The following is a 25,137-nucleotide window of genomic DNA, read 5'->3' on the forward strand; positions in this document are numbered from 1 at the left end:
TTCGACAACCACCGTGAGTGACGGCTACTGCATCTTCTGACTCCACATACCTGCCTCTGATGGCGTGAGACTACAAACAATCGACCCTACCCCGTCGTTGTCTTGCGTTCAACAAGGCACATTATCTCCAAGATAGGTATCGGCGTTCCTACGATTTTTCGGTCACGGCTCCATTTTCGTGCGTTTGTATAGCGGTTAGTCTCGAACAGATCGCTCACAGAAGACTCGTGAAACCGAGTTCATCCTCCGTACTGAACGATTCGACAAGCATAGTTTGAGTGTAAGAGGTGATCGATAAACGTGCGATAGACTCATCAATGCGATCAGTCACTCTCGTAGTCAGTGTACTGGAGGAGTAACCCAGGGAGCACGACACCGACCCCGAATACGATTCCATAGACGATCTCTACCGGTAGGTCGGTGAATTCAAAGAGTCCAAACAGGAGTCCTGTTGCGACTAGAACGAAGATGCTAATGAGTTTATTCTCGGCTGTGACTAACCCTTCCCGTCTGTAGAGGATATACAGTGATAGTCCAACCAAACCGACGATAGCGACAAGAACGCCGCTGAAAAGGGTGATCGATTCGGTAGCGAGACTGGAGAACAACCCGAGTCCAACTGCTACGTACGCAACGGCGAGCGCGACGACACCTCTTCGTCCACCGAAATATTGGTCGGTGTCTACGTTCTCGGAAGGGACCATAATGCAAACTCACAGAGGGCTCATAAATAGTGCGTGTGAATTTTGGGTCTTCTAGTGACGCCGAGCCGAACGATCCGGTTGATGTACTCTCTGTCCTGTACTGAATCTGTCGTGGAGTTCCTATTGTGAACCGCTCACGGGCTTCGGAATCTGGTCCGCGGAACTTCTTTGTCATCACAAATCGACAATCAAGCTATGCGTCCGGGTGAAACAGCGGTGGATGGGTGATGAGTTTAGCAACCGCATACAACGGACTGCTCATCCGTCTGGGTCTTTATTTGCTCATCTTTTGGCCCACCGTTGGGTACTATGTGTACGCTGATTCGGAGAAGCGACAATTGCCGAACCCACGGCTCCGTGGCCTTGTTTTGGGGTTCTTAGGGATTGTTGGATTACTCATCCATTTGAGCCTTGTACAGCGGCAGGACTGATACGTTCCAAGTCTCGACATCGACACTACTGGTCAGTCCCGGGTGGCACGTCAGTGGGATCCCCACTTCCAATACCCCTCCGGATGAACATCTATCCACTGATGGGCTCCGACCTCGTGCTTACAGCTGGGTTCTTCATCTGCGGGACGTTCACCGTGGTTCTGGGGATCGTTCACTTCGCTATGCCGTGGCTCCTAGATTTCGATGGCGCGATACCAGCCGAGGGCGACTCGTTGCGTCCGCTTGATCTGCTCGTCGTTACATATCAAACGAAGCGGTTGGATGTCCGCGGGATCGCGCAGATTATGAACCACGCTGTCAGCTACATCCTGGTTTCGATCGGAATTGTTGATCTACTTGCGTCGCCCTGGCTTGGGGCGTGGTTCGCGCCGTACCTGCTCGTGTGGATCGCTGGCTGGTGGTTTCTCCGTGCGGCGACACAACGTCATATGGGTTCCCGACCGGGTGATTGGGTGGTCGCAGCAGGGTTTACGCTCATCGGCGTGTTTCATTTTGCGGTCGCTGTGGGTTAGAGAAATCGGTCGCTAACGTCCTCGTGGGGGACCATACACTGGTCTTTCCGTCCGAACCACTCGTAGCGGTTGTCGGCGACGATGTCATACAGGGAATCTCGGAGGCCGCGTGGAATACACCGACCGACACGTGCCGCGCGATACGGCCACCCAAGGAGTTCCGCAACGCGGAGTGCGGCGTCTGATTTCGTATACAATTGCCCTTCTTCAACGAGAACGACCGAGTCAAATCCCTCCGTCGGAAGGCCGTGCCGGGTTAGCAGTTCCTGTCCCGCGTCGGACTGTAGCGCGGCGAACTGGAGTCGCCTGTCGGAATCTCGGCGGATTAGAAAGGATACGAGCCCGTTACAGAGGTTACAAACCCCGTCGAAGAGCACAACCGCCTCGTCCGACGCGACCCCCGTCTCGGCTTCTGTCTCAGCGGTCATTCTGTGTCCTCTCGCAGCCGTTTACTCCGAGACGCGACGACGTCCAGCCCTGGGCTGTAGTAGTACACTGGCTCTGTGTTTGGGCGGGCGAAGCCGTCGGCCCGCAACAGCGTATCAGTGTCGACGGTCGCGTCAGCCGGATACAGCGTCCACGTGTCGTGGTCGACATTAGTGTAGCGGATCGAGCCATCGGGCGCTTCGGTGTAGAAGCGATAGCGCTCGACGAGAAACTCTGCTAGTGGCCCAGTCGGTGCGTCGAACGGTTCGCCGGTCGGCCAGTAGGTCGCCTCGTAGCAGCCGGGACGGGCACCGGGATGGCGCCGACGACTCTCGAACCGGACGCGATCATCGCTCCGTTCCAGTGCGATCCGGGCGTAGTAGTACGGCAGGTGATGGAACAGGCGAGCACCGGTGACGCTGGCGAGTCCCTGCGCGTCCAGGCTGAAGAAGTAGACGCTCGGCACGCCGTCACGAGTAACGTACGTCCGGACGTTAATCTCGGGGAGCCGCACGCCGAGCGGGCGCGGGACTCCCTTTGGTCGAACAGCGACGTTCGTGAACGGGATTACTGAGAGCCACGCGTGCCCGTCGTGGCAGTCTGGGGTGAGCGACGCGGGGAGATGAGCATCCATCAACTCCGGATCGATGGGCCAGTTCTCGAACAACAAGTGGCGCCAGCCCATCTCCAGCGGGACAACCATACCGGGTCGTTAGGCTCACCGACAGAAGGTCCTCACGGTACACGCGGTCAGTACCGCGGGAAGTCACTCGTCAGGTGAGTGGAGGCGATCGTAGAGCATCCCAACGAGGATGCCAAGGGGAAGCGAGATCCAGCAGGGAAACACGAACGCGAAGCCAACGGCGCCGACAAGACTGACGACGGCGTCTGGGACCGAACACAGGATTCTTCGGAGCACGAACGATGGGATCTACGGTTCTTGACCATCGAGTACGTTCCTCGCGTTATCGGTGCGACCCGTGCTTCTCAGCAACTGGTGGTCGAGTGTGGTCAGAAACTGATCTCACCGAACGTATTTACGTGAAATTGATCAATCAGTTGCGTATGGCCCTCCATCAGAGAATCCAGACGGCGTTCTTCAGGGAACCTCGTAACGGGAGGTTCGATTGGATACTGGTTGGATTCGGTGTCTCGATAGTTGTGATCAGTATCGCAGGAATCCTTGTAGATGATGCGCAAGGGACGGTATTCAGCGTCAATCCGGAGTACGTCCTGTTAGGGGTGGCGTTTGTTCTGATGGGCGGAGCCGAATTACTCCCGGTTGACCAGCAGCGTCGAGCAGCCGTCCTACGGGTCGCCACAGTAGGAGCATTTCTCGCGTGGTGGGTCACGCTCCTGCTGCCACCGTAACTGTACAGTAGGGCCCTCGTTCGCCAGACACAGTACCAGTGGCTGTGAAAGAATAGTGAACAAGATTCCACGGACCGTGTTGGAATCCGATTCCACAGGCGTATTCTTGTCTGAACCAACCGGCCAGAGAGGTGCAAGGCGCTAATGAGATCAGGCACGAGAATACACACAGCATTAAGATGAGTGTGTCACGCCGTTCCCGGTTCATCATCTACGAATCACTACTGATCATTCTCGGATTCGCTATCGCTGCGCAGGTATCGCCCCCGGATGTGTACAGCCAGGTTATCGGGACGGTCGTGGTCCTCACCGTGACACTCCCACTCTCGTATTGGTTGGCGTACAAACGTCACTAACCGATACACGTCCCCGCTGTCCTGATCACTCAGCCGGTTCATCGTCGTGGCTGACGGCAGAGTGCATATGGAGACAGATTACTCGGTTCCGTCTTCGTGAACAACCAAAAGCGGCCTCCACAAGAGGAATCCTGTTCGGGAGACCAGGGGGTTGTAGCATACATCTGCTCAGTAATTCGGATATCTCAGGGAGTAACCTGATAACCCAGAAGTCCATCCAACTCTCAAATAATGGCTAGCCCTCCATTCCAGCCCTCTATAAGGACGCTCTTTGGCGGTGCGATGCTTCTTGTCGGGATCGTTGTCTTCGCTGTGAGTGCACGATATGTATGGCGAGCATCGAGTGTGTACCGTGCCACCGAGATATCGGATACGGGCGACTCGGTGGCTGGGGCTCTTGTCCGAGTGTCAGGAACAGTTGCCCACCACGATGACGCTCTCGTAGCGCCGTTCAGTGACACGAAATGCGTCGCACTCCGCTATCAAATTGAGGAACGGCGGCTCAACCTTCTGAATCCGATTCCGTGGTACGTGACGATTCACGAAGCGACTGGTGCTGTTGAATTCGCTGTCGAAACGGGGACAGGGTCGATTCCCATCATCAAACCGGCGCGCACAGTCACACTCACGAAACGCATCATCGCAACGAATCGGGTTGACGAGGCGCCGCTGGAACACATCCAGACGTTCGAACGGGAGCACGATGTCATTCCCGAAACGACGGTGTGGCGTGATCCACCGGCAGTGCTCCAGCCGCTGTTCCGATTCCTCGCCCTCGGATCCCGTCGATACAGCGAACAGCGGGCTGAACCCGGTGACAGTGTGACAGTCGTTGGACGCAGTACTGAGGATGCCACGGGGATCGATCCCCTCGTTGTCTCGGACCGCCCACCGGGAAACACAGTCTTCCGTATGGCGAAATCCTCAATTGTCGGACTGCTCGTTAGTTTCACAGGGATACTCCTTGGAGTTGTTCTCCTCGGCGTGCTGTAGTGGACGCAATTGCTCTGTTGAAATCCTTGGCTCGATATATTTCGGACTGAAACAGCAGTTAGGAATGCTGTCCTGATCGGGTTGTGGGAGCGCTGGCCTACACGAACGACCCTATCCATAGGAGCACTGCAACACTCCCGGCGACACCGGTCGCTGCACTTGACGACAAGCCTCGCTTGTGTTGGAGACCGAATCGCCAAATGATCGCGCTCCACAGCGTCGTGATCCCCGTGATGAGCGGACTCCATCGCTGAAGCGGTGTGAGATCCGTTTGCAGCTGGGCTGTCACCACCGCGGGATCGCTTGCTGGCGTCACTGTCATCGGGTCGACGAGGACGAAGAGGAGGCCGAGACCGACGAGCAGACTGACCACCGAGGGGACGAGTCCCCAAAGCGCAACGGCGAACGTGGCCGCCGCGCCGTTCTCACCGCCGAGAACCCACGAGCCGACATGGAGTAACCCACCGACGACGACGATCACGATGAACGTCCCGAGGAGTGCCGGGCCGATGAGTTGGCCGATCACCTCGGAGAGGACAGTGTCAATATTTTGTTCGATCTGTGCTGGGGCGTCACAGCCGACGTCAATCGATGCTGGAGCTCCCTCGCAGAAACTCTCGGACGGTCGGTTCGGGTTCTCAACCAGTACTGTGCCGTCAATCCGGAGTTTGAGTACCTGCCCGACGCCCCAGATTCCCAACGGGAGTGAGAAGACAAGGAGACAGAAAACGAGGAGAATGCGTCCGGCGGCGGTGTCCCGTTCAGCGAAGAACCGATCCGGTCGAAGGAGGGGCGTGGAGGGCGGCATAGCGATAGATTGGAATCGACGCTGCGAAAAACGTCTCGGAAGAGGCTTCGACCTGGTGACGACGAGATCGGCTGGTCGCTCGACGACGAATCTTTCAAAATGTCGTGACGTTGGCGTGTGTCAGAGACGAGCACCACCTCATCAGGAAGCGCTCTGTGCAGTAGGAAGCTGTCTCGACACTACGGCAGGCAGCAGGTGAGTCACAGGTATCGACGACCCGTACTGTCTCGATCACCCACCGGAATCCGACTGACAAACCGGTCAGCAGCGGCAGAATTTATTGAGGACGCCGACCGTGTGGCGGTATGTGGAAGCCCTCCATCCACACAGTCCTGTTCGACCGGAGCCATCAGTTGCGGCGTCCGTTCCGGCTCGTTTGGAACGAATCTGATCACCGGCCCCGGTTCCCCGTTCGTCTCACCGCTGGGTTCGTGTTGTTCCTCATACTGGCAGGGGCGGGAAACCAGTTCCGTCCGTCGCTCATCCCCGGTGACGGGCCGCTCATCCAGACCGTCAATATGATTACTCGACAGCTCCCGAACGCTGTGGGACTCACTCTCGCTGTCGTCGTCGCTGCAGTCCTGATCGATCGACGGCGACTCACCGATTTGGGCTTCCACGTGGATCAGGGGTGGTGGCGCGGGCTCGGTGGCGGGACCGCACTCGGTGCCGGTATCACGCTTCTCTCAGTCGGTGTCGGCCTCTCAACCGGGTATTACGAGTTTACCGACGTCGTGACAACGCATCAGGGACTCTGGTGGGTTTTACTCGCAGTTGGTGGGGCTGTCTTCCAGTTGCTATTCGTGATTCCGGAGGAACTGTTCGTCCGAGGATACCTCATTACCAACATTACCGAAGGGTTCGATGGGGTTCGACAGATTCCGACGTGGGTCGCTGCCGGTATCGGCGTACTCACAGCCGCTGGAGTGTTTTATGTGACACACGCCGCGGGGAAAGGCCCGGTCTTCGGAGTTATGATGGCCGGGATGTCCATCCTGCTCGGCCTCGGATACGTTGTGAGTGGTGATCTGTCCGTGCCGATCGGGATTCATTTCGGGGCCAACTTCGCCGGGGTACTCGTCGGGACGAACGCCCAACCGGCAAGTCTCCTCCGGATAACGAGCAGCAGGACCATCCAAGAATCGATTTTTCTCCCGCTTGAGGCCGTTATCGTTCGACTTGTAGGTGCCGTGCTTGGGATCGCACTGGTAGTAGCGTGGTACCGTACTGTACGTGGTGAGCTTCACGTCGTCCCCGGTCTAGGGCGGCCAACACTTCGGTGGGAGGCTGCAACGAACACCTCCGAGGAGTGAGTCCTGTTCAGCCTGAGAGATTCACCAACTCACGACGTATCAGAGCGCAAACTCACTGCGTCAAGGGCATAGGCACACGTCTTTGTGACTGTACACTGAATCGAACTGTATGCCCTCCGTCAAAACCAAGACACGCAACCTCGCTCGGACGCGTCCACTGCTCGCGCTTGGACTTGCTGTCCTCACCGTTGAAGTGGTGGGCGCGTCTGGCGCGCTCCTTACCGCCCAGGGGCTTGGGGAGTGGTACGGGACGCTGCAGCGTCCAATGCTTGCGCCACCGAACTGGGTGTTCGGCCCTGTGTGGACGATCCTGTTCGGGCTCATCGGCGTTGCGCTGTGGCTGGTCTGGCGACAGGCGGGTGAGTCACCGGCTGCGGTCCGGGTCGCAGTCGGCGTTTTTACACTCCACTTCGCGTTCAATCTCGGCTGGTCAGGCGTCTTTTTCGGACGGCAAGAGATCGGGCTTGGCCTCGCCGTCATCTGCGCGCTCTGGCTGCTCATCGTCGCCACAATGTGGACGTTCAACCGTGTTGATCGGCGTGCAGCTCTACTCCTCGTTCCATACCTCCTGTGGGTCTCTTTTGCCACGTATCTTAATTACCGATTCTGGGTGTTGAACTGATCTCTGTTGGTAGTACACACCGTGGCTGCGTCCGCAAGCCTCCTCATCGGTTGCTTACACAATGTGAGACTCTCCCGTTAAACCGCCGGTGGTTCGACAGCCCACATTTATTTGGATAATCTCAGTAGTGTGGGGACGACACGATGTACGACCTCACAAAGTTCCAACGGGATTGTTTGTACGCTATTGTAGGGTTGGATGAACCAAAGGGACTGGCTATCAAAGCAGAACTAGAGGAATACTACGAAGGAGAAATCCATCACGGTCGTCTCTACCCGAATCTCGATACCTTAGTCGACAAAGGCCTCGTTGAGAAAGGCGAGATTGACCGTCGAACCAATTCCTACGAGATCACGCGCCGTGGCCGTCGGGAAATCGCCGCTCGTCGAGAGTGGGAAAATACCTACCTCAACGGAGAGAACATCGTTGAGTGATCCTCGTACATTCGATGTCCGGCTCTCCTGCGGGGTCGTGGTGGAAGGTTCGCCAGAGTCTGTTGTAGTTCGGTCGTACCGCAGGTGTGGAGATTATGGGTCCGATCAGTAGTTGGGACCGTACGGAGACTCAGCCTAGGTAATATGCCCTACAGGGACCGAATCGTACCCCAATCCACCACAATATTAATGCCTCTAAAGCATATATTTGAAGATAGTTATGCTCAAAGGGCATTTTGAGTCGGCAGGGGCGAGTATCAAATACGGTGATGCTGGCTTCCTCTTTCCTGTTGACGAACTGGATGCGACTGTCCACCAGTATCGAGACGCGCAACTCGCGCTTCACGAAGTTGACGGGTCGAACGTCATCGTCGTCGCCCCGACGAGCCTCGCAACCAGTTACGCCGTCACGCAGCACGCACTCACCGCCATCCCTATTGGGAGTCTCTCCACGGCAGTTCAGACCCGACTCGCTGATGAGATCGGCGGTTCCCTAGAAGCGTTCGAGCTCATCCAGATCGGCAAGTGGAACAGCGACAGTCCGAACCATTCGCTCACTGAATTCACGACGGTTTGACCTCCGACCTATGGACGCACGGACCACACCCCCAGCGGCACACCACCCCTAATGAGTAATGACTGATACACTCGCTGACGAGTATCCGGAGGCCGCCCCGTACATTCAGCAGGCCGTTGAGGAGCACGGCGAAGAGTGGGTGCTCGAACACTACTACGAGCAACTCTACCCGCTCGGGCGGGTGATGAGGATACCCGAGAAGGACGAACTTCCGTTCTTCGATCCGGATGAGCACGATACGATGACGGAGGCGGAACGCGTGGAGATGTATCAGGCGTGGGCTGCGTACCGGGAGAACCTCCGGACCGGAACGAAGCCTGACGAGTGAGTGTGGCCCGGCTTTTTTCTTAGCGGTGGTTGTTGCTGACGTATGGATCCGGATCGAGCGCGTGGTGTCATCCTTGGGCTCGCGTGCGGGGATGCGCTTGGCCGACCGGTCGAGTTCAACTCTGCGTCGGAGATCAGCGCGGCACACGGACGGCTCGACGAAATGGTGGGACACGGAACGTGGAACCAGCCTGCCGGGACGATCACGGACGACACCGACCAAGCGCTGTGTATCGCTCGTAGTCTCGTTGAGCGACAAGCGTTCGACCCGGCGGACATCGCTGCGCGGTTCGTCGCGTGGTACGACAGCGGGCCGTTCGATATCGGTCGGATGACGATGCGGTCGCTCAGCCGCCTCAAACACGGGGACACGTGGCACGAGGCAGGCCAGCACGTCTGGGAGCAGAGCCGAGAAGGGCAGAACGCCGGGAACGGGAGTGTGATGCGATGCCCACCGCTCGCTATCCCGTACGCGAGTGACTGGGACCACCTAACGGAGGTGAGTCGGCAGTCCTCGCAGATCACGCACGCTGACCCGCGGTGTACGGAAGGCTGTGCGCTGTTGAACCTCACCGTGGCTGGCCTGCTTGACGACGCGGATACGCCGCTACAGGAGGCCCTTGAGTACGTGGGATCGGACGCGCCTGCTGAACTCGTGACGGCGCTCGAACCACTCGTTCGTGACGACGCGCCTGCGACGTTGGAGACGTCAGGGTACGTCGTGCATTCGCTGCAGACGGCGCTCCACGATGGGCTCCGTGCCGAGACTGCCGAGGATGCGATCGTCACTGCGGTGAATCGTGGGGGTGATACCGATACGATTGGCGCGATTGCGGGCGCCGTCGCCGGGGCGCGGTTCGGCGCGTCACAGCTTCCGGCTCAATGGGTAGCGGCTCTCGACGAGGCTGCCGAACTCGAATCACTAGCGGAGGAACTCACAACAGTGGGGTGAATATCAATCAGCTGAATGGGTTGTCAGCAGTGTCCAGCCGCGTAACCCAATCAAGGCCGTCGAAGTCATCGTCGAACGAGTAGAGATATTCGATACCTTCTCGTTGCATATACGCGGCGATGGTAGCATCGCCGAAAGAGATCTCGTAGGATCGGAAGAGCTCTACCGCATTTGTGAAGTCCTTCTGAGCTGCGTGTAGTACTTCGAAGCCGGCAGACTGTTTCAGTCGATCGTACGTCTCTACGGCCTTCTCGTGGTACTTTCGATCGCTGATCCAGTTCAGTGTTTCCAGAGCAACGTAGTTGGTCACGCGTCCTGTCGGGAGTACGCCGTGATCCATTCCGTGGACGATCTCCGTTGCAACCTCGTGGTGAGTATCATCTGTGTCCGCACGTCCGATGAGAATGTTAGTGTCGACGACTGCGACTGGCATCAGGCGTTCTCCGAGAACGCCGGATCTTCTTCGTACCCCGCTCGATCGTGGGTTTCGAGACCGTCGCCCCCCATCGGAGCACCTTCAAAGTCATCGAACGCACCGTAGCGTTGTTTGACGACCTCTACCGAGAGGTGTCCCGCATCATCGGTAGTCCATCGAATCTTGTCTCCCGGTTCTATGTCGAGTCGTCGCCGGAGATTTGCCGGGATGGTGACCATTCCCCGATCGCTAACTTGAGTTTCTTCGTACCCTTCTTCAGTTGCCATAGGAACCAGTACGCCTCGTTGTATTATACAAGTTGCGCTACTTGCGGATGGGCCTCCGCCTTGAATTAGGTGAAACGTGGATATTGGGGCAGCACATCCATCGCATAACTGAGTTCGCTGGAAAGCGGAATAACGAGATTTGACCGTGTGAAGGTGGTCCATCTCATCTGGTGAACCGCCTCGGGGTCAAGGCCCGAGGCACTCGGCTTGATCCGCCTATAGAATCGGTCCGTCACCGCACGGGCGGTTGACACATTAAGCGGACGGGCGACGCACTCAGCGGATGGTAGAATTACTCCGTGGCTCAGCGAACGGCAAGTACATTGTGCAGGTGATAAAATCACCGCCACTAAGCGGATGCGGATTGCACTAAGCATTTGATAGAATTACTGCGAGTAGAATATGTCAGTTCCAGACGACATTTTTCGCGGGATAAGAGCGTTCCGCAGCTCAAACCAACTGTGGAAAGGGGTGAGATACGTGGAATCTGGAGTAACAGGGGGGCGAATTACCACCAGTATAATACATACTATGTCCCCCATTCGGGGGCGATCTCGTGGAACGTGTGGAAAGAGAAGCTACCAGTTATATGATACTACGTCGGATCGTGAGATGTCCGGGCCATCCGGGCCAAGTGTACTTCGCCAGACCCGGTCGGTGGTGGACCAGTCGGCGACAGCCCAGTACACCGTGTCGTCTTCATACGCTTCCTGGATTTTCTGTCGTCCCCAGCTAATTGCGGCGTCTGAGTCGAACGTCCCGAGCGGAAGCGAGCAGTTGTTATTGCGGTGCCAGTAATTGAACACTCGATAGGCAGTGTCCCGTGAGTCAAATATTACGTACGGAGTGATACCTGTTCTGTTGAGGGCGGCGAGTTTCTGATAGGTCTCCTCGTGTAGTTGGTAATTATGGTGGCCAGTGATGACTTCACCGGCATACGCTGCTTCCGGGGATGGGTACTTGTAGCTGAATACATCCACATTATACCTACGAGAAACAGGCACCCAATTGAAACTCCCAATGTTCTTGTATGTCATTACAGTCTTGCCATCAAAGATTTCGCGTAATGCGGTCAGACCCACGGTGACGCGATGTCGAAGGCTTTCGAGGGAATCACCGATCAGATTCGGAAGCTCGTCGGTGTTGGTGATGAGCGTGCGTCCCCGCTGTGTTGGAGCCCACCATACTTTCTTTCGGAGGATTCGCTGCGGCTTGGTATAGACGGCTTCACGCTGTTCGTACCAGTCGTGTTCGCTGAAGGCCTCGGCGAACTCAACGTCAACATTCGGGTCAATAACTAAGCGTTTCAACTCTTCTTGATCAAGGTCACCGAGTACGTCCTCCCACGAGGGGCATTTGTCTACAAGGAGGTGATGGCCGCGGACTTCGTTGCCGTTCCACAACTCGCCGATCCGGCGAAGTGCTTCAAGCCGGTCGTCGGTGAGCGACATCGATGGGGCTGTCTCGTTCGTGGCGACGATCTCGACGGTATCCCCTTCCTCCCACCCGTCTGGTCGGAGATAGAGCGGCAACACCTCGACATCGACTTCTTGCCGCATAGGATCGTAGGCACCGTACCGAGCTTGAAGGTACTCTTCAGTTACCCACGCGACGTGTGGCTCCGGAAACGTCCCACTCCAGAGGATCAACTCATCAACCGGTGCTGGATAGCCTGGATCAAGCTCTTTGAGCGGCCAGACGGACGAATCTGGATCCGATGGTTTGGGATCGAAGTCACCGAAATCAGCTGGTGAATGGTACACACCGTCTTTTCGATCAACACGTTCCGCTTCCCACAGGACTCGAATGTCTCGCCCGTCGTAGTCAAGTCGGCGTGTGTCCTCACGCCAATTCTCCCACGTTTGGGAGCGGTCTGTCGATTCGTTTGATTCGTCGAACGGAGGGCCGACCGACATATGTACTGTTACGACCAGTTACGTATAAAACTCAGTGAGCAAAGATCGGTACCGTTGGTGAATCGCCAGCGCAAGAGTCCTCAACACACGCTGTTGAAAACTCAGTGCCGCGGTACCATCACAGTTTTCCAATGGTCTTTTCCTACTGTGGTAGGCGAACACGGCCGTTAGCGGTTGAGGATAGTTTTTGAAACAATAATTTTGGAATTATTTTTCCCCGGAAGATTGTTTATGTTTTAAATTTTCACTCCAAATTTTATAAAATCTTTTGTTATATCAGTGCATAGATGAAATTGCTTGGTATGTCAAGTGAAAGCATTTCGGACAAGGTGCTGTGTGAGTACAAGGAAAAAGGTGCGAATATCTATGCGGAATCGCTAAACGTCACGCCCTACTGTGGCGATGAAGCTGACGTTGTTGTCAAGCTAGCGAATCCGGAAAAGTATGAAAATCTCGATTATGAGGAAGCAGTAGACTCACCGCTCAATGCGTACTTCCTTGGACCCGATTCGGGGGGAGGTGGAATGCTGCGCGACCCGGCCGCAGCGGTCGTCTTATGTGACGAACACGCTGAAGAAGTACTCGATCGATTACACAAGTGGAAATCTGTAAACGAGGTAGACCCTGAGGACATTCGTATTCCATCATTCCCGGCGTCAGTTGTAGATTGGTCGGATGAATTGCCCGATGATGGATAATGTTGAGAACAACGACCGCGTGATAGAGTAGGGACCGTATCAGTGAACGATGCGTGAGGACTACCCGTTGCCACTTCCGTCGGTGGAGATACTCGATATGAATGTTCTTCAGACTAAAAGTGAGCCACAGTTCGATTTGATTCGGACAGTGAATCGAGGTCATCGGGCCCCTCAGGGGTTGAGGAGAGTTTTTAGAACATAAATTTTGGAATTATTTTTCCCCAGATAGACTTTATGTTTTCAATTTTTTAGCCATAATTTTATAAAACTTTTTGTTATTGGGTACTATAGGTGGAAGTGGTCGGTATGACAATAAAATATGTTCCGATACACATAATGTGCGAGTATAAGCAACAAAGCGTGAATACCTATTCTGAACCGCCAAACATCACGTCTCGCTGTGGGAAGAAAGCTGACGCCGTCGTCACGCTATCGAATTCCGATATGCACTTAGAGTACGACTATGAGGAAGCAGTGGACTCACCACTCAACGCAGACTTCATCGGAGCCAACGGACACCCGACAGAGATGATACTCGCTTCGGTCGGGTCAGTTGTGTTATGTGAAGAACACGCTGAAGAGGTCGTCAATAATGTAGATGGATGGAAATACGATGATGAAGTAGATCCCGAGGACCTGCGAATCCCATCAATCCCGAAGCGAGTGGCAGATCGGTTAGACAATGTTCCGCTGAAGGATGACGCTGACATAGACTGATAGACCGACTGCTTCAGTCTCGAATACCAGATGGTTTGTACGATAGTAATTTGATACGTTATGACAGATAGATCGATTCAATCGACTGGTGTTACTGACCTCGATATGGCTGGTCGGGTTGATGAGGTGCACGTACTTGGTGTGCTGCATAAGACGCCGACAGCAATCACTCGTGTCTCCGGCGCGATCACGCGATATGACCCGGACGTCGTAGCGATTGAAGCGACTGCCGACGCGATCGGTCAGTACCACCCAGATCAGAGGGACGCAGCGTGGCCGCCACGTGACGAGCTAGAAGCCGCAGCGTACGCGACAGCACACGATTATGACCTTTGCCTCGCTGGCATCGGTGCAGGAGGGTACGATACAGATATCGACTTTGAGCGACTCGACACCGAGATCTTCACCGATCTCGGGATACTTGATCCGAACGAGGAACTAACGCTTGCGGCGTACTACGAGTTGGATTTGCCCACGATCCGTGAATGGCGCAGGGAAACCCGTGACCGTGCTCCGGAGGCGTACGAGGCCGTTATTGGGAGCCGTGACGTCGAAATGGCGGGATATTTGCAGGCGCTCGCTGATCACAATGACATCGACACCGTCGTCGCTGCAGTCGGTGTACAACACCTTACCGGAGTCTTGGGCTTACTTCACAATGGCCAGATCCCACCAGCCAAGGTCACATCGCCCCCGATTGCACACTACCGATTGTTCTCTCGGGATTCTCCCCATTCCCGCGCCTGATTACTATAGCATCTGCATCCTTCTTGATGCTACCCTAATTTGTCAGTTCAAGAGACCAGGTAGTCCGGGTTGGGCCAGGATGGTAATGGGGATCCGACGTCCGAAGGATGGTCTCTAAGTAGTCATCCTCTCCCGCCAATGAGCCGTCCCACAGAAGGTCTAGTGTTTGTAATGGAATGTTTTCGATCCGCGTGAACGGGTACACACGCAGAATATGTTCGAAATTGTTGCGTCGGTGAACTTCTGCGGTGTATTGTCGGATTTGAGTGCTACTTGTCTGTTCTCCAATTACCTTCTCAGGAAGCGCAAATTCAGGTAAGGGACGAGGAATTGAATCCTCTGTGTCAACGATGTTTATCAGTTTTTCAATCGAGTTCCACGCAGGATCCTCAAAAACGCGCTTGATGTCATAGCTCACGTGAGCTGCAAGTCCGTCTAATAATGATCCGTCAGCACCGACTACTTCAGGGTGTGGCAGTGGATACACGTGGCAAGTCCGGAGTCTCTCGTATCGATGACCACTAGCATCTTCTTCCGAGAGGCCCTTCAGAATTCGTTTAATCAGCACTCCGTATTCCTCGTCGACAAGATAGCTGCATCGTAAGCGACGGGTTTTATCCTCCAACGCGAAATCAGCCCGCAAGTCTACTTGCCACGAGTATGGGGTTGTGACGTCGCCGTGAAGATAGTTGATTACAGTGTAAATTGGGTTCGAGTGGAGACTCAACTCTCCCTCCCACAGTACTCTATCTTCTGATTCTGGACGAGTTAGTCCTGTTCGCTCCGTTCTTAGCTGACCGATGGCCCTGGCTAGTATGGGGTGGTTGAGGATCTTGCGATGGACTTGATTGATCTGCTTCGACAGGGTTGACTTCGTAATCCCATAGTGTTCTCTGATATCAGTCGTGTCAAAACCGTACTCAAACCGTAGCAAGTAGCGCTTCGCTGCTTTCTGGCCAATTCCACTGACATCTGATGTGAGTTCCTCAACTGTATCGTCACATTCCTCAATTGCGTGTTCCAGGTCGAGATCGGGAGCCCCTCCAGGCAAGATATCCTCAACCGGCTTCTCGAACCGTTTCGGCTCAAACTGCTCAGTCATACTCCAGATAACTTGACCTGTGACAAATAATGTTTGCCCCAGCAGATCAAACTCTACAGGGGTAACCGTCGTTTCGTCCTGTAGTTTGACTCTATGAGTCAAACTTTGGCTAACTTTTATAAGTAAGCAGGTGATACAAACCAATGACGGAGTCAAATCACACGGTCAGCACGAATACTGTGTGGGTGCATCCGTCTGGCAACGTGCTGCACCCGCACAGGTTCTGGCCGCAAGTTGACTTCCGTCAACCAGAGCTGCAACCAGAACAATGAAACAAACACGGTCAACACAGAAGTTGGTTTCGAGGTGGTCAGGGTGAAGCTTCCCGAAGAACCGGGGGACTTCAACCCTACCGCCGCAGGAGAGTATTGGATCAACAAGCGACAAATCGATCACACCGAGAACACCATCCACTCTAATCGGAAAGATCTCGACCCGTTCCTGATGTGGTGTGACGAACACGACATCGACCGAGTGGGTGATCTCACGGAGTGGACTATCGAACAGTACGAGGACTACGCACACGCACGCGAGGATTGGAGCCCAATCACGATCAAGAACAAGCTCCAGACGTTGAAGCAGTTTCTGCGATTCCTCGGTGAGAAAGGAGCATTCGACGGGTACCTCCATCCAGCCGTTACTGTTCCTGACCTGGATCGTAGTCAAGAAGTGAATACAGAGAAATGGGACAAGACTGACGCCCTGCCGCAGATTCGGTTTATGCGGACTTCTGCGAAGTGGTACGGAACGTTCCAACACGCAGTGACAGAAGTTGCGTGGTTCACGGGCCGACGAGTGCAGGCCATTGCTGGTTTAGATCTGAGCGATTATACCCGGGAACCAGACGAGGAAGATACCGCTGACGGCCCATATCTCGACTTCAATCATCGTGCAGATGAGGGAACGGGCCTCAAGAACAAACTCGATAGTGAAGAGCCGATCGAGATCTCTCCAGAGGTCGCCGACGTCCTTGACCACTACATCGCTCGGGAACGGAACGACAAGCGAGACGAAAACGGACGCGAGCCGCTGTTCACGACGAGGCAAGGTCGAGCAAGCATAGCGAAGATCCGCGGAGCGATCTATATCGCTACCCAGCCCTGCATCCGGATCGCGTGCCCGCACGGTGAGAACGCGAAGAAGTGCGAGTACCGCAAGCGGGATCACGCCAGCAAGTGCCCCAGTTCGCGGTCGCCCCACCGTATCCGAACCGGGTCGATCCAGTGGCAGCTAGACCAAGGGATCGACCCCGAAGACGTATCAGACCGAGTTGACGCGAGCGTTGACACGATTCGACGACACTACGACGTGCCTGATGACCGCGAGAAGATGGAAAACCGTCGTCGGAAGTACACTGGAGTACTCGAAGACTCGATCGATGATGACGAGGAGTCCACAGAGCACCTCCAGTCCGAACAGGACGATGATGACAACCCGGACACCAGTTCCGCTACCACACAATGATTCACCGACAGAAACAGCGTAAAAAGGCCCACGTCAGTTCGTGTCACCCCGTGTCGAAATCGGGCACGAACAAGGCACAGGCCGTCGAAAACCGACTGGTTGGAGTCCCTCCGACCCCATTCTCTGATCCTACGATTACTAACCGCAGGACAGGTGCGTATTGCATAAAAAGAATATCGTCGCTTCGATTTTGATCTGAATCGATGATTGGACGGTCACCCTCGCTGTCGGGGTGTGAAATACCTCAAGGTATCGTGGATTTGCGACTAATACCACTGGAGAGCGTGATAGACCTCTTCTCACGGTAGTTTATTTCACGGAATACGTAAGCGAATCAGCCCGTAGATCGAGTGTGCGTCCCTCGTATTGTGGGAAACTGGAGCCGCCGATGGAGGAGTATCCTTTACGGTAAATAGTCGTTTGTCCCAAGACTGGGTTTTTGATTGGAGCGTCTCATCAACGAAATATGAACCGACGCCAGTACCTCGCTGCTTTGACGAGCATACTCTCTCTTGGTGGCTGTACCGGAAGGCCGGGAGATCCTATTACGATGCTCGCTGTCAACGAAGACGATGTTTCCCATACCGTCACGGTTTGGACTATCCAACGGGAGAAACTGGCCGTGGCAAACACGGTTGACGTTGCAAGTAAGGAGACCTCCCAACTCGGTCAAATGCCGTGGAAGAGTGGCCAGTACCGAGTAACGGTTCAGTTGGACGGCGATGTAGTTCTAGCCAGGGAATTTCGATCCGATGAATGGTTCAATCAACTCGATGTGTTCATCGACAGCGACGGCTCAGTCGAATTGAACCGAGCGCGAGCAGCGTGAACTCGTAGTCCATAGCCGGTTTGTACTGAACGATTCTCATTTCGAGTGAGGCCACTCTTCTCTGACTCACTCAAATACAATCTGTCCAGCAGCCGTTTTCGACTCGCTGTTTCTCACCCGCTTTTCTGGCGTCGTAGAGGTTTCCAGTACATCACCACCTACATACGCTCTACCGCTGATATGCTGCTTTGAAATGTCCTGATTCATAGACAATTGCGCGTCTGCTCAGTGGGTGTGCTAAGAGTGACGACGGACGTCTGATGCAAATATCTAAAACGAATTGCGAGACCTGAAGACATCGTATCAAACCCACCTGCAGGCCTTGCTTTCGACGTGCTTGGTTGCCGGACACTGGCAACGGACCAGCGCGGCGACGTCGTTCTCGTCGCCGAGGGGGCGGACCGGGGACATCGCTGGGCACGAACCTTTTACGACTGGTGCCCAAGCGTCGGATATGGACATTGACCTCGGACTGGAGGGCAGCGTTGCGCTGGTCACCGGGAGTGCGACCGGACTCGGCCACTCCTGTGCGGAAGCGTTCTCGCGCCAGGGGGCGAACGTCGCCCTTGCCGCGCCGAATCTGGACGACCTCGCGTACGCCAGCGACAGACTCCACGCCCTCGGCGAGGGCGAGATTCTCGGTCTCGAAGTCGACGTGCGCAACCGTGACCATATGGCGGCGCTCGTCGAGGAGACCGTCGACCAGTACGGCGGCATCGACCACCTCGTCACCGGACCCCGACCACTCGAACCGGAGCGGTTTCTCGACGTCTCCGACGAGGACTGGTTCCGCGGGTTCGATCGGCTGTTTATGAGCGTCGTCTGGGCCATCCGTGAGTCCTACGCTCACCTCGAAGAGTCCGATCAGGGGTCGGTCGTCACCGTGGCAAACCCCGCTATCCCCGCACTCACCGACGAACTGTCGGTGGCGACTGCGTACGGGCGGGCGGTCCAGGGTCTCACCGAGAGCCAGGCGAAGAAGTTCGCGCCCGAGGTCCGCGTGAACGCAGTCGTCCCGGGCCCCCACGAGACCGCAGACCTGGAGAAGTTCCTGGGCCGACGGGTCGACGCTGGCGAGTTCACCGACATCACGTCGGCCTGGGAGGCCGTGCTCGCGGACTGTCCCTACGAGTCGCCGGGTGATCCGCTGGACCTGGGGAAGGTGGTCACCTTCCTGTCCAGCCAGCACGCGAGTTTCGTCAACGGCGCGACCGTCCCGGTCGACGGCGGGTCCGGGCTCTGATAGGGGCTGCTGTCGTCTCTTCCCGCTGGTCACAGCACCGTGTGGCGTGAACAGCGATAAGCAGCTACAGCAGTCCATATGAGGGGCGGACTCGAAACCGAAGCGTGTTTGCTCAGCCCGCGCACGCTGGCGCGGGAATCTGGTCCTCAGGGATATACAAGCCGGAAGTCCACGACGTCACTCGTGGGTGGCAGCCGACGAGATTCGGATCAACCCACGACCGATCGCTCTCGGAGTGCTCGCTCGCTACGGCCGAGAGACGCTCTCGGCCGACCCCGAAAGCGGCAGCGGCAGCCGGAAGTTGCAGCGTGTGAGATCCTCCCGCGGGTGAACGAGAGACGACCTACAGGCGGAACAGGCCGAGTGCCTCGGGGCTTGACCCCGAGGCGGTTCACCCATCCCGGAGAAAATTTAATACTTCTACCCGCTTCGAATGTCAACTAGCGTGAATTTACCCTACGAGTGTCCCGAGTGCGGAAACGACCCGGTCGTCGTGAGTGAGGTTCCGCCGGACAATCACGACCGCGGAGAGACGTTCGTCACCCGGGTCCGTTGTCCCAACTGCGAGTACGTGGACTGGTACGACTAAACCAACTGGAGACCGATCCTGACGGCGCCGACGTCGAAATCCCGGCCGCAACGGTTCCGGTGCGGGTATAGCGGCGGCGCCAGTGAAATCACTCACCCGCGCTGTGAGTCGACGACCTCCACGTCGGTGATCTCGAACCGGGCGCCGCCGTTCGCGCTCTCGGTGACGGCGACGTCCCAGCCGTGCGCCGTCGCGATCTCCGCGACGATCGGCAGTCCGAAGCCAGTCCCGTCGCTCGACGTCGGGAAGCCGCTCCCGAACGCCGTCTCCTGCTCCGTGTCCGGAATGCCGCCCCCGTCGTCGGCGATGAAGAACCCCGGTGGATCGGAGCACCCCCCGAGTGTGATCGTCACGTCGGTGCCGCCGTGTTCTACGGCGTTCCGGACGAGGTTCTCGAACAGCTGCTTGAGGCGACTCCGGTTTGCGCGAATCTTCAACTCCGTGTCTATCTCCAGTGACGCGTTCGCGGTCTCGACAGTCTCCCAGCAAGCCGCGCCCAGTTCAGCCAACGCCACCGGTTCCAGGTCGCCGATGGGTTCTCCCTGCCGAGCCAACTCGAGGAGGTCGTCGATCAGGTCGTTCATCCGATCCAGCGCGCCTTCGACGTGGAGAAGATGCTCGCTGTCGCACTCTCGTTGTGCCATCTCCACCCGTCCGGCCGCGACGTTCAGCGGGTTCCGCAGGTCGTGACTCACGATGCTGGCGAACTCGTCGAGTCGATCGCGCTCCCGTTTCAGTTCCCGTTCGCGCTGCTTGTTTTCGGTAATGTCCGTGCCCGTGATGTACGCTCGTGAGTAGTCGTCGGCGTGCGCTTCGGGAACGAAGCAATCGAGCAGTTCGACTCGGCGGTCATCGGTGAACGCCTGTGACTCCGTCTCGCTTCTGAACCGCGTGTCGCCGTCGGCGATGGCGCCGAGCAGCGAGATGAACGTCTCCCTCGCCTCGTCGGTGAATATCCGGTCGAGGTTGTCCATCAGCGCCGCCTTCGAGGGCGCGTCGTAGTAATCGACGGCATTTCTGTTGACGTCGATCAGTTCGATCGTCTCCAGTATCCGGTCGAGTTCGTCCGGATTCGCCCTGAGATACGCCTCGACGGACCCGTGCTCTGCGGCGATCGCATCGACTGCCGCCTTCGTCTCCGAGAGGTCTTCCTCCCAGATCACAAGCGGGTTGTTCTCGAACAGCGACTGGTAACGCTCCCTGCGCTCCTGCAGTTCCCGTTCGCGTTCCTTCCGCTGCGTGATATCGGTGTAGACGGCGAAGGCCTCTTCGACGTTCTCGGTCTCGGACGCCTCGATCGGAATCGCCTGCCAGGTGAAGGTGCGCGGCCCGTCGACAGTCTCTCGGACGATCTCCCCGTCGAGTTGCTTTCCCGCCCTGACCTGGCGACTGAGTCCCTCGGCCTCTTCACTGCGCTCTTCGGCTGCCACGACCGCATCGAGCGGCCGGCCGACAACGTCCTCGTCCGGCGGCTCGAACAGTGCTTTGAACCGCGGGTTGGCCTCCTGAATATACGGCCTGTCGCCCTCGTAGCTCACCCAGACGACGGCGTCGTTCGTATTCTCGAACAGCACCTGATACTGCTCGGTTCCGGTGGCGTGTTCCCTCGCTCCCTCTCGTTCTGTCTCTTTCATATCCTGGCGAGTCTGGACCACGTTCCGGATGCGGGTCGCCAGTAGTCCGGGGTGCTCTGCGTCCCTCCGACCGCGGAAACAGTCGGTTGCGCCGGCGGCGATCGCTTCGCTGACGATGCTCTCCTCGCCTGTCGCGGTGTACAGAACGAACGGCAGTTCCGGACGGTCCTCGCGGACGCCACGGAGAAAGTCCACCCCGTCCGTTTCGGGTAGCCTGTACTCGGCGACGATACACGCCGGCGGCTGCTCGCTCATGGCTGCGAACCCCTCCGGCGCGCTCGCGGCCCGCTCGATAATAAACCGGTCCCCGGTCTCCTCGCGGAACCGCTTGGCCAATCCCGCGAAGTCCGGGGCGTTCCCCACAAAAAGGACGCGCCGTTGCCGTGCAGGCGTGATCGACACAGTTCAGTAAATTCACACGACGGGTAAAACAGTTTTGTGGCAGTACCAGCGCTGAAATCTGTCTCTCTAGCACTCCGCAGAATCAAATTGAACCCCCCTATATCTGCGGCAGAGTGCCTATATCCCATCAGCCATTCGCCGAAAGCGAGTGTAAACCTGCACGCTTCGAGAATCGAATCTGAAACTGTGGTCCGATTACTCCGTTCAGGTGGCGTCACATCGCAGCCCTCCACGACGCAGAACGGAATCCTGTTCTTGGACCCGAGACCGAGTGCGGTCACCCGAACAACGGAGCGGCCGATAGTTCCAAACGCGCCGCGGTTGCACCGTCTCGTATGGTGTTCGGCGAACTCGCCTCGGTCCCGGCCGTGTTCCGGTTCCCGATCGGGCTCGGTGCGGCGGTCGTCGCGGTCTTCGTGATGGATTGGATAATGGCACGGGTTCCGGAAGGGACGACGCCCCCGTACGTCGCTGCGAGCGTGTTGACGGGCGCGCACGTCGATCGCGCTCCGGGCCGACTCGCGGCCGTCGCTCACTATCTGGCCGGCCTCGGGACCGGCCTGCTGTTCACCTACTTCCTGCTCGGTGCCGAGTGGCTTCTCGGTGGCGCGTCGCTTTTGTCGGTCGTCTCGGTGACGGTACTTCTGTACGTGCTTATGATCACCTTCTTCGTCGCCGTTCCGCTGCCCCGGGCCTCCGGCGTCGACGCGTCCCGGCGCAGTGCCATCAGCCGCGGGTGGGCCATCGCGGCTGCCGGCTATCTCCTCGTGCTCGTCCCCATCTCCGTCGGCCTCACGCTGCTGGTATCGTAGCGTTCGCAAGTCTTCGCTCGTCGGATCGCACGCAGTCGTGCGATCGAATGCGCACTCAGTTGCGAACGCTACGATAACGTAGCCGGCGACCGCCGGCACTCGCCCGGAAGCCTCCCAGACGCGCAGCGTTCGAATACCCGCACGCTCGCCGACTATCGTCTCCCGTCAGTCTGCCCGGCGCCGAACGCCGTCAGATCGGTCGGCCGCGTCTCGTCGAGCGCCTCCCGGATCTCCGTTCGGTCCCAGCCGAGCGGTGCGAGGACGCTCTCGGCGGCGCGTACCAGTTGCGTTTCGTAGTACGCGGGATCGTACAACTCGGGGTTCTCGTGAGCGAGTGCGACCCGATCGCGTGACGTCTTCGCGTCGTCGACGACGACGTACTCGACCGTCTGGCCCGGCCGCACCGCCAGTCCGTCGGCGGCGGCGCGTTCGAGCGCGGCCACGTTTTTCGTGTACTGCGAGTAGGCCGCGCGCGGTTTCGACACGCGGTTTCGTTCGACGAGTCGTTCGGGATCGACGACGCCGGCGTGGAGCCGATCGATCGCCGTTCGGAGCGCGTCCAGGACCGCCGTCGGGTCCCGATCCGCGGCGAACCGTTGGAGGAACGTCCGCTGGGTGGTCGCGACGAACGGTGCCGTCGACCGCTGGCGGGCCTCGATCCCGCGGATCTTGAACTCGTCTTCCCCCGCGACCTTCCCGAAATACTTCGTCAGCGCCCCGGCGTCGCTGTCCCGCTGCGGAACGAACGCGACCCACTCGTATTCGGCCTCGTGTTCGAGTCGGACCTCGACCGCGTCGGAAATCTCGGCCGCGAGGGTGTCGAGGTCCGCTCGTGCTGCTGAGTCGACGTCCGGATCCGGCGTCACCCAGACCGAATCGACGATCCCGTGGACGACACGCCAGCCGCCCGCTTCGAGGCGCTCCTTGGCGGTCAGGAGGATCTCGCGGGCGAACGCGTTGATCGCCTCGTGGCACTCGATCCGGCCGAACTTCGCGTTGCTGAACCCCTGGTAGCCGAAACAGGCGACGAGGATCCACTTCAGGGCGGCCGACCTGCCCTCCAGCGCCGCCAGTCGCTCCCGATCCGGCTCGGAGCTCCCCTCTTCCCGGTCGATCGCGGCTTTGATCTCGTCGCGGGCGTCGATGAGCGGCCGGAGCACGTCGACGAGGTAGCCGCGCTCGTCACAGATCGCATAGCCCAGTTCGGGGACGTCCTCGCGGTCGCGGTGGCACTCACAGCGGATGACGTCCGGCGAGACGTTCCGCGTACAGATGATGTTCGGATAGAGGCTCGAGAAGTCCAGTTCGTGGACCCGCTCGTGGACGCCGACCGCCGGCGCGAAGATGAAGCCGCCGCGATCGGCGTCGTGCAGCGTCCCCATCGACTTGAAGAACTCGTGCCGCCAGGAGTTCCACGGCACCAACACCCCGCGGTCGTGTGCCTCCCGGATCTGGATCGCCGTGAGCACGTTCCCGATCGACGCCCAGGCGAGTTCCTGGAGCGGCTTCCGCGACCGCGAGACGAGATCGAGGACGCCCGCGAGGTTCGTCTCGCCGTAGAAGAACGTGTTCGACTCGTCGACGATCGCCCGTCCGGGGACGTTGTACCGCGCCGGCGAGTGGCCCACCCGCCCGTAACTCGCGTACGTCGACTCCCCGGCGAGCTGCTGGTAGTCGACCCCGGGCCACCGGCTCAGCGTGAAGTCGTCCATCCCGGCCGCTGCCGCCATCCGGGAGAGCGTCGGCACGATCTCGGCCGTCGAACAGACGAGGACGTCCGGATCCTGCGCTTCGACCGCTGCGGTGACGGCGGTCAGCACGTCCGCCGGCGGTCCGGCGACGCGCTCTCCGTCCACAGTGAGTTTGCTGTATGTGTCGTCGGTCGTCTCGGCAACCGGAACTGCGAGGCGGAGCGTCGTCAGATCCGTTGCGGGCGTCGGATCAGTATCGGTTTCGAGACAGTAGCGGAACTCGCGGGAGAAGTCGACGTTGAAACAGGCGACGTCGCCGACCGGGAACCCGGGCAGCTGTCGCGCCTGTCGCGCGAGCGTGGCGATCCGATCGACGTGATCGACGTCGACACCGAGCACGCGCTCGTCGTCCCGCCGAAAGCCGGGGCGACGGGTCGTGAGCTCCGTGTCGACGACGTTCGGATGCCCTTCGTAGAACGCCCGGAGGCGCGTCAGATCAACCTCGGCGTCGGGTGATCGGCCCGCGAGGAAGAACCGCGGGGTGTACGACCGCACGGTTTCGGATGCGCCGTCCGGCGTCGACTCCCACGTGAGGACGCGCCCGGCGTCGAGGAAATCGACCGTGAACGTCATCGCTCCGTCTCCTCGGGCCGCGATTCGGCGTCTCGATCGCGCAGGGTCTCGATCGCGCCTTCGAGTTCGTCGAGCCGTTCCTCCTGGGAATTGAGTCGTTCCTCGTGGGCG

At 57.9% G+C, this 25,137-nt stretch carries 29 protein-coding genes; 19 read left to right on the plus strand and 10 right to left on the minus strand.

Going from position 1 to position 25,137, the window contains the following annotated elements; all coding sequences use genetic code 11:
• Window positions 1–323: 323 nt before the first annotated feature.
• On the minus strand, window positions 324–704 hold the full coding sequence (locus RJT48_RS19000) for a DUF7987 family protein (protein ID WP_311173932.1): 381 nt from the start codon (window positions 702–704) through the stop codon (window positions 324–326).
• A 532-nt stretch (window positions 705–1,236) separates the two neighbouring features.
• On the opposite strand from RJT48_RS19000, the gene RJT48_RS19005 reads away from it, so the two are divergent.
• Window positions 1,237–1,668 (plus strand): hypothetical protein, encoded by a 432-nt coding sequence (locus tag RJT48_RS19005; RefSeq protein ID WP_311173933.1) that lies wholly within the window; start codon window positions 1,237–1,239, stop codon window positions 1,666–1,668.
• Here the strand turns inward: RJT48_RS19005 and RJT48_RS19010 are convergent.
• Together RJT48_RS19010 and RJT48_RS19015 are read right to left on the minus strand one after the other, a co-directional pair.
• Complete coding sequence (locus RJT48_RS19010; protein ID WP_311173934.1) at window positions 1,665–2,096, minus strand: thiol-disulfide oxidoreductase DCC family protein; 432 nt, start codon at window positions 2,094–2,096, stop codon at window positions 1,665–1,667. The genes RJT48_RS19005 and RJT48_RS19010 overlap by 4 nt on opposite strands.
• Complete coding sequence (locus RJT48_RS19015) at window positions 2,093–2,797, minus strand: YqjF family protein (protein WP_311173935.1); 705 nt, start codon at window positions 2,795–2,797, stop codon at window positions 2,093–2,095. The genes RJT48_RS19010 and RJT48_RS19015 overlap by 4 nt, the downstream gene beginning before the upstream one ends.
• Before the next feature lie 362 nt (window positions 2,798–3,159).
• On the opposite strand from RJT48_RS19015, the gene RJT48_RS19020 reads away from it, so the two are divergent.
• The 3 genes from RJT48_RS19020 (at window position 3,160) to RJT48_RS19025 (ending at window position 4,814) form a co-directional block, all read left to right on the plus strand.
• Window positions 3,160–3,465 carry a DUF8011 family protein gene (locus tag RJT48_RS19020; RefSeq protein WP_311173936.1) on the plus strand — a complete coding sequence of 102 codons (306 nt, stop codon included), beginning with the start codon at window positions 3,160–3,162 and terminating at the stop codon, window positions 3,463–3,465.
• Window positions 3,466–3,644: 179 nt separating this feature from the next.
• On the plus strand, window positions 3,645–3,821 hold the full coding sequence (locus RJT48_RS20850) for a DUF7534 family protein (RefSeq protein WP_425604736.1): 177 nt from the start codon (window positions 3,645–3,647) through the stop codon (window positions 3,819–3,821).
• 405 nt (window positions 3,822–4,226) lie between these two features.
• Complete coding sequence (locus tag RJT48_RS19025; protein ID WP_311173937.1) at window positions 4,227–4,814, plus strand: hypothetical protein; 588 nt, start codon at window positions 4,227–4,229, stop codon at window positions 4,812–4,814.
• A 97-nt stretch (window positions 4,815–4,911) separates the two neighbouring features.
• Here the strand turns inward: RJT48_RS19025 and RJT48_RS19030 are convergent, their stop codons facing one another.
• The gene (locus RJT48_RS19030; RefSeq protein WP_311173938.1) at window positions 4,912–5,622 is read right to left on the minus strand and encodes a YIP1 family protein; all 711 of its coding nucleotides are present in this window, start codon (window positions 5,620–5,622) and stop codon (window positions 4,912–4,914) included.
• A gap of 305 nt (window positions 5,623–5,927) precedes the next feature.
• On the opposite strand from RJT48_RS19030, the gene RJT48_RS19035 reads away from it, so the two are divergent.
• The 6 genes from RJT48_RS19035 (at window position 5,928) to RJT48_RS19060 (ending at window position 9,847) form a co-directional block, all read left to right on the plus strand.
• Window positions 5,928–6,935: a CPBP family intramembrane glutamic endopeptidase gene (locus tag RJT48_RS19035; RefSeq protein ID WP_311173939.1), complete on the plus strand. Its 1,008-nt coding sequence runs from the start codon at window positions 5,928–5,930 to the stop codon at window positions 6,933–6,935.
• 109 nt (window positions 6,936–7,044) lie between these two features.
• Window positions 7,045–7,557 (plus strand): TspO/MBR family protein, encoded by a 513-nt coding sequence (locus tag RJT48_RS19040; RefSeq protein ID WP_311173940.1) that lies wholly within the window; start codon window positions 7,045–7,047, stop codon window positions 7,555–7,557.
• Between the two features lie 143 nt (window positions 7,558–7,700).
• On the plus strand, window positions 7,701–7,991 hold the full coding sequence (locus tag RJT48_RS19045; protein ID WP_311173941.1) for a PadR family transcriptional regulator: 291 nt from the start codon (window positions 7,701–7,703) through the stop codon (window positions 7,989–7,991).
• A 220-nt stretch (window positions 7,992–8,211) separates the two neighbouring features.
• Window positions 8,212–8,568, plus strand: a complete 357-nt coding sequence (locus RJT48_RS19050; RefSeq protein ID WP_311173942.1) for a DUF8165 family protein — start codon at window positions 8,212–8,214, stop codon at window positions 8,566–8,568.
• Window positions 8,569–8,626: 58 nt separating this feature from the next.
• Window positions 8,627–8,896: a DUF8110 family protein gene (locus RJT48_RS19055; RefSeq protein WP_311173943.1), complete on the plus strand. Its 270-nt coding sequence runs from the start codon at window positions 8,627–8,629 to the stop codon at window positions 8,894–8,896.
• 42 nt (window positions 8,897–8,938) lie between these two features.
• Window positions 8,939–9,847, plus strand: a complete 909-nt coding sequence (locus RJT48_RS19060) for an ADP-ribosylglycohydrolase family protein (RefSeq protein WP_311173944.1) — start codon at window positions 8,939–8,941, stop codon at window positions 9,845–9,847.
• 7 nt (window positions 9,848–9,854) lie between these two features.
• Here RJT48_RS19060 and RJT48_RS19065 read toward each other — a convergent pair whose 3' ends face one another.
• From RJT48_RS19065 to RJT48_RS19075, 3 genes are all read right to left on the minus strand, one after another.
• Window positions 9,855–10,280, minus strand: coding sequence for a type II toxin-antitoxin system VapC family toxin (locus RJT48_RS19065; protein WP_311173945.1), 426 nt, complete (start codon window positions 10,278–10,280; stop codon window positions 9,855–9,857).
• Window positions 10,280–10,549 carry an AbrB/MazE/SpoVT family DNA-binding domain-containing protein gene (locus tag RJT48_RS19070; protein ID WP_311173946.1) on the minus strand — a complete coding sequence of 90 codons (270 nt, stop codon included), beginning with the start codon at window positions 10,547–10,549 and terminating at the stop codon, window positions 10,280–10,282. Before RJT48_RS19070 ends, RJT48_RS19065 begins: the two co-directional genes overlap by 1 nt.
• Before the next feature lie 578 nt (window positions 10,550–11,127).
• Window positions 11,128–12,465, minus strand: a complete 1,338-nt coding sequence (locus RJT48_RS19075; protein WP_311173947.1) for a hypothetical protein — start codon at window positions 12,463–12,465, stop codon at window positions 11,128–11,130.
• 287 nt (window positions 12,466–12,752) lie between these two features.
• On the opposite strand from RJT48_RS19075, the gene RJT48_RS19080 reads away from it, so the two are divergent.
• The 3 genes from RJT48_RS19080 to RJT48_RS19090 all read left to right on the plus strand — a co-directional run bounded on the left by RJT48_RS19080 (window position 12,753) and on the right by RJT48_RS19090 (window position 14,627).
• The gene (locus RJT48_RS19080; RefSeq protein ID WP_311173948.1) at window positions 12,753–13,163 is read left to right on the plus strand and encodes a hypothetical protein; all 411 of its coding nucleotides are present in this window, start codon (window positions 12,753–12,755) and stop codon (window positions 13,161–13,163) included.
• Between the two features lie 291 nt (window positions 13,164–13,454).
• Window positions 13,455–13,880 (plus strand): hypothetical protein, encoded by a 426-nt coding sequence (locus tag RJT48_RS19085; protein ID WP_311173949.1) that lies wholly within the window; start codon window positions 13,455–13,457, stop codon window positions 13,878–13,880.
• A gap of 105 nt (window positions 13,881–13,985) precedes the next feature.
• Window positions 13,986–14,627, plus strand: coding sequence for a TraB/GumN family protein (locus tag RJT48_RS19090; RefSeq protein WP_311173950.1), 642 nt, complete (start codon window positions 13,986–13,988; stop codon window positions 14,625–14,627).
• Window positions 14,628–14,661: 34 nt separating this feature from the next.
• On the opposite strand, the gene RJT48_RS19095 is transcribed toward RJT48_RS19090, so the two are convergent.
• Window positions 14,662–15,729, minus strand: coding sequence for a hypothetical protein (locus RJT48_RS19095; protein ID WP_311173951.1), 1,068 nt, complete (start codon window positions 15,727–15,729; stop codon window positions 14,662–14,664).
• 315 nt (window positions 15,730–16,044) lie between these two features.
• Between RJT48_RS19095 and RJT48_RS19100 the strand changes: the two genes are divergently transcribed.
• The 5 genes from RJT48_RS19100 to RJT48_RS19120 all read left to right on the plus strand — a co-directional run bounded on the left by RJT48_RS19100 (window position 16,045) and on the right by RJT48_RS19120 (window position 19,854).
• Window positions 16,045–17,193, plus strand: a complete 1,149-nt coding sequence (locus RJT48_RS19100) for a tyrosine-type recombinase/integrase (RefSeq protein ID WP_311173952.1) — start codon at window positions 16,045–16,047, stop codon at window positions 17,191–17,193.
• A gap of 466 nt (window positions 17,194–17,659) precedes the next feature.
• Window positions 17,660–18,022, plus strand: a complete 363-nt coding sequence (locus tag RJT48_RS19105; protein WP_311173953.1) for an Ig-like domain-containing protein — start codon at window positions 17,660–17,662, stop codon at window positions 18,020–18,022.
• A gap of 454 nt (window positions 18,023–18,476) precedes the next feature.
• On the plus strand, window positions 18,477–19,265 hold the full coding sequence (locus RJT48_RS19110; RefSeq protein WP_311173954.1) for an SDR family NAD(P)-dependent oxidoreductase: 789 nt from the start codon (window positions 18,477–18,479) through the stop codon (window positions 19,263–19,265).
• Between the two features lie 187 nt (window positions 19,266–19,452).
• The gene (locus RJT48_RS19115) at window positions 19,453–19,596 is read left to right on the plus strand and encodes a hypothetical protein (RefSeq protein ID WP_311173955.1); all 144 of its coding nucleotides are present in this window, start codon (window positions 19,453–19,455) and stop codon (window positions 19,594–19,596) included.
• Window positions 19,597–19,710: 114 nt separating this feature from the next.
• Window positions 19,711–19,854 (plus strand): hypothetical protein, encoded by a 144-nt coding sequence (locus RJT48_RS19120; protein WP_311173956.1) that lies wholly within the window; start codon window positions 19,711–19,713, stop codon window positions 19,852–19,854.
• Window positions 19,855–19,946: 92 nt separating this feature from the next.
• On the opposite strand, the gene RJT48_RS19125 is transcribed toward RJT48_RS19120, so the two are convergent.
• Complete coding sequence (locus RJT48_RS19125; protein ID WP_311173957.1) at window positions 19,947–21,890, minus strand: ATP-binding protein; 1,944 nt, start codon at window positions 21,888–21,890, stop codon at window positions 19,947–19,949.
• A 335-nt stretch (window positions 21,891–22,225) separates the two neighbouring features.
• Between RJT48_RS19125 and RJT48_RS19130 the strand changes: the two genes are divergently transcribed.
• Window positions 22,226–22,702 (plus strand): hypothetical protein, encoded by a 477-nt coding sequence (locus tag RJT48_RS19130; RefSeq protein ID WP_311173958.1) that lies wholly within the window; start codon window positions 22,226–22,228, stop codon window positions 22,700–22,702.
• Between the two features lie 152 nt (window positions 22,703–22,854).
• Here RJT48_RS19130 and RJT48_RS19135 read toward each other — a convergent pair whose 3' ends face one another.
• The gene (locus RJT48_RS19135) at window positions 22,855–25,026 is read right to left on the minus strand and encodes a type B DNA-directed DNA polymerase (RefSeq protein ID WP_311173959.1); all 2,172 of its coding nucleotides are present in this window, start codon (window positions 25,024–25,026) and stop codon (window positions 22,855–22,857) included.
• Window positions 25,027–25,137 lie beyond the last annotated feature (111 nt).

The sequence above is a fragment of the Halobellus ordinarius genome (genome assembly GCF_031823395.1).
Taxonomy (GTDB): domain Archaea; phylum Halobacteriota; class Halobacteria; order Halobacteriales; family Haloferacaceae; genus Haloquadratum; species Haloquadratum ordinarius.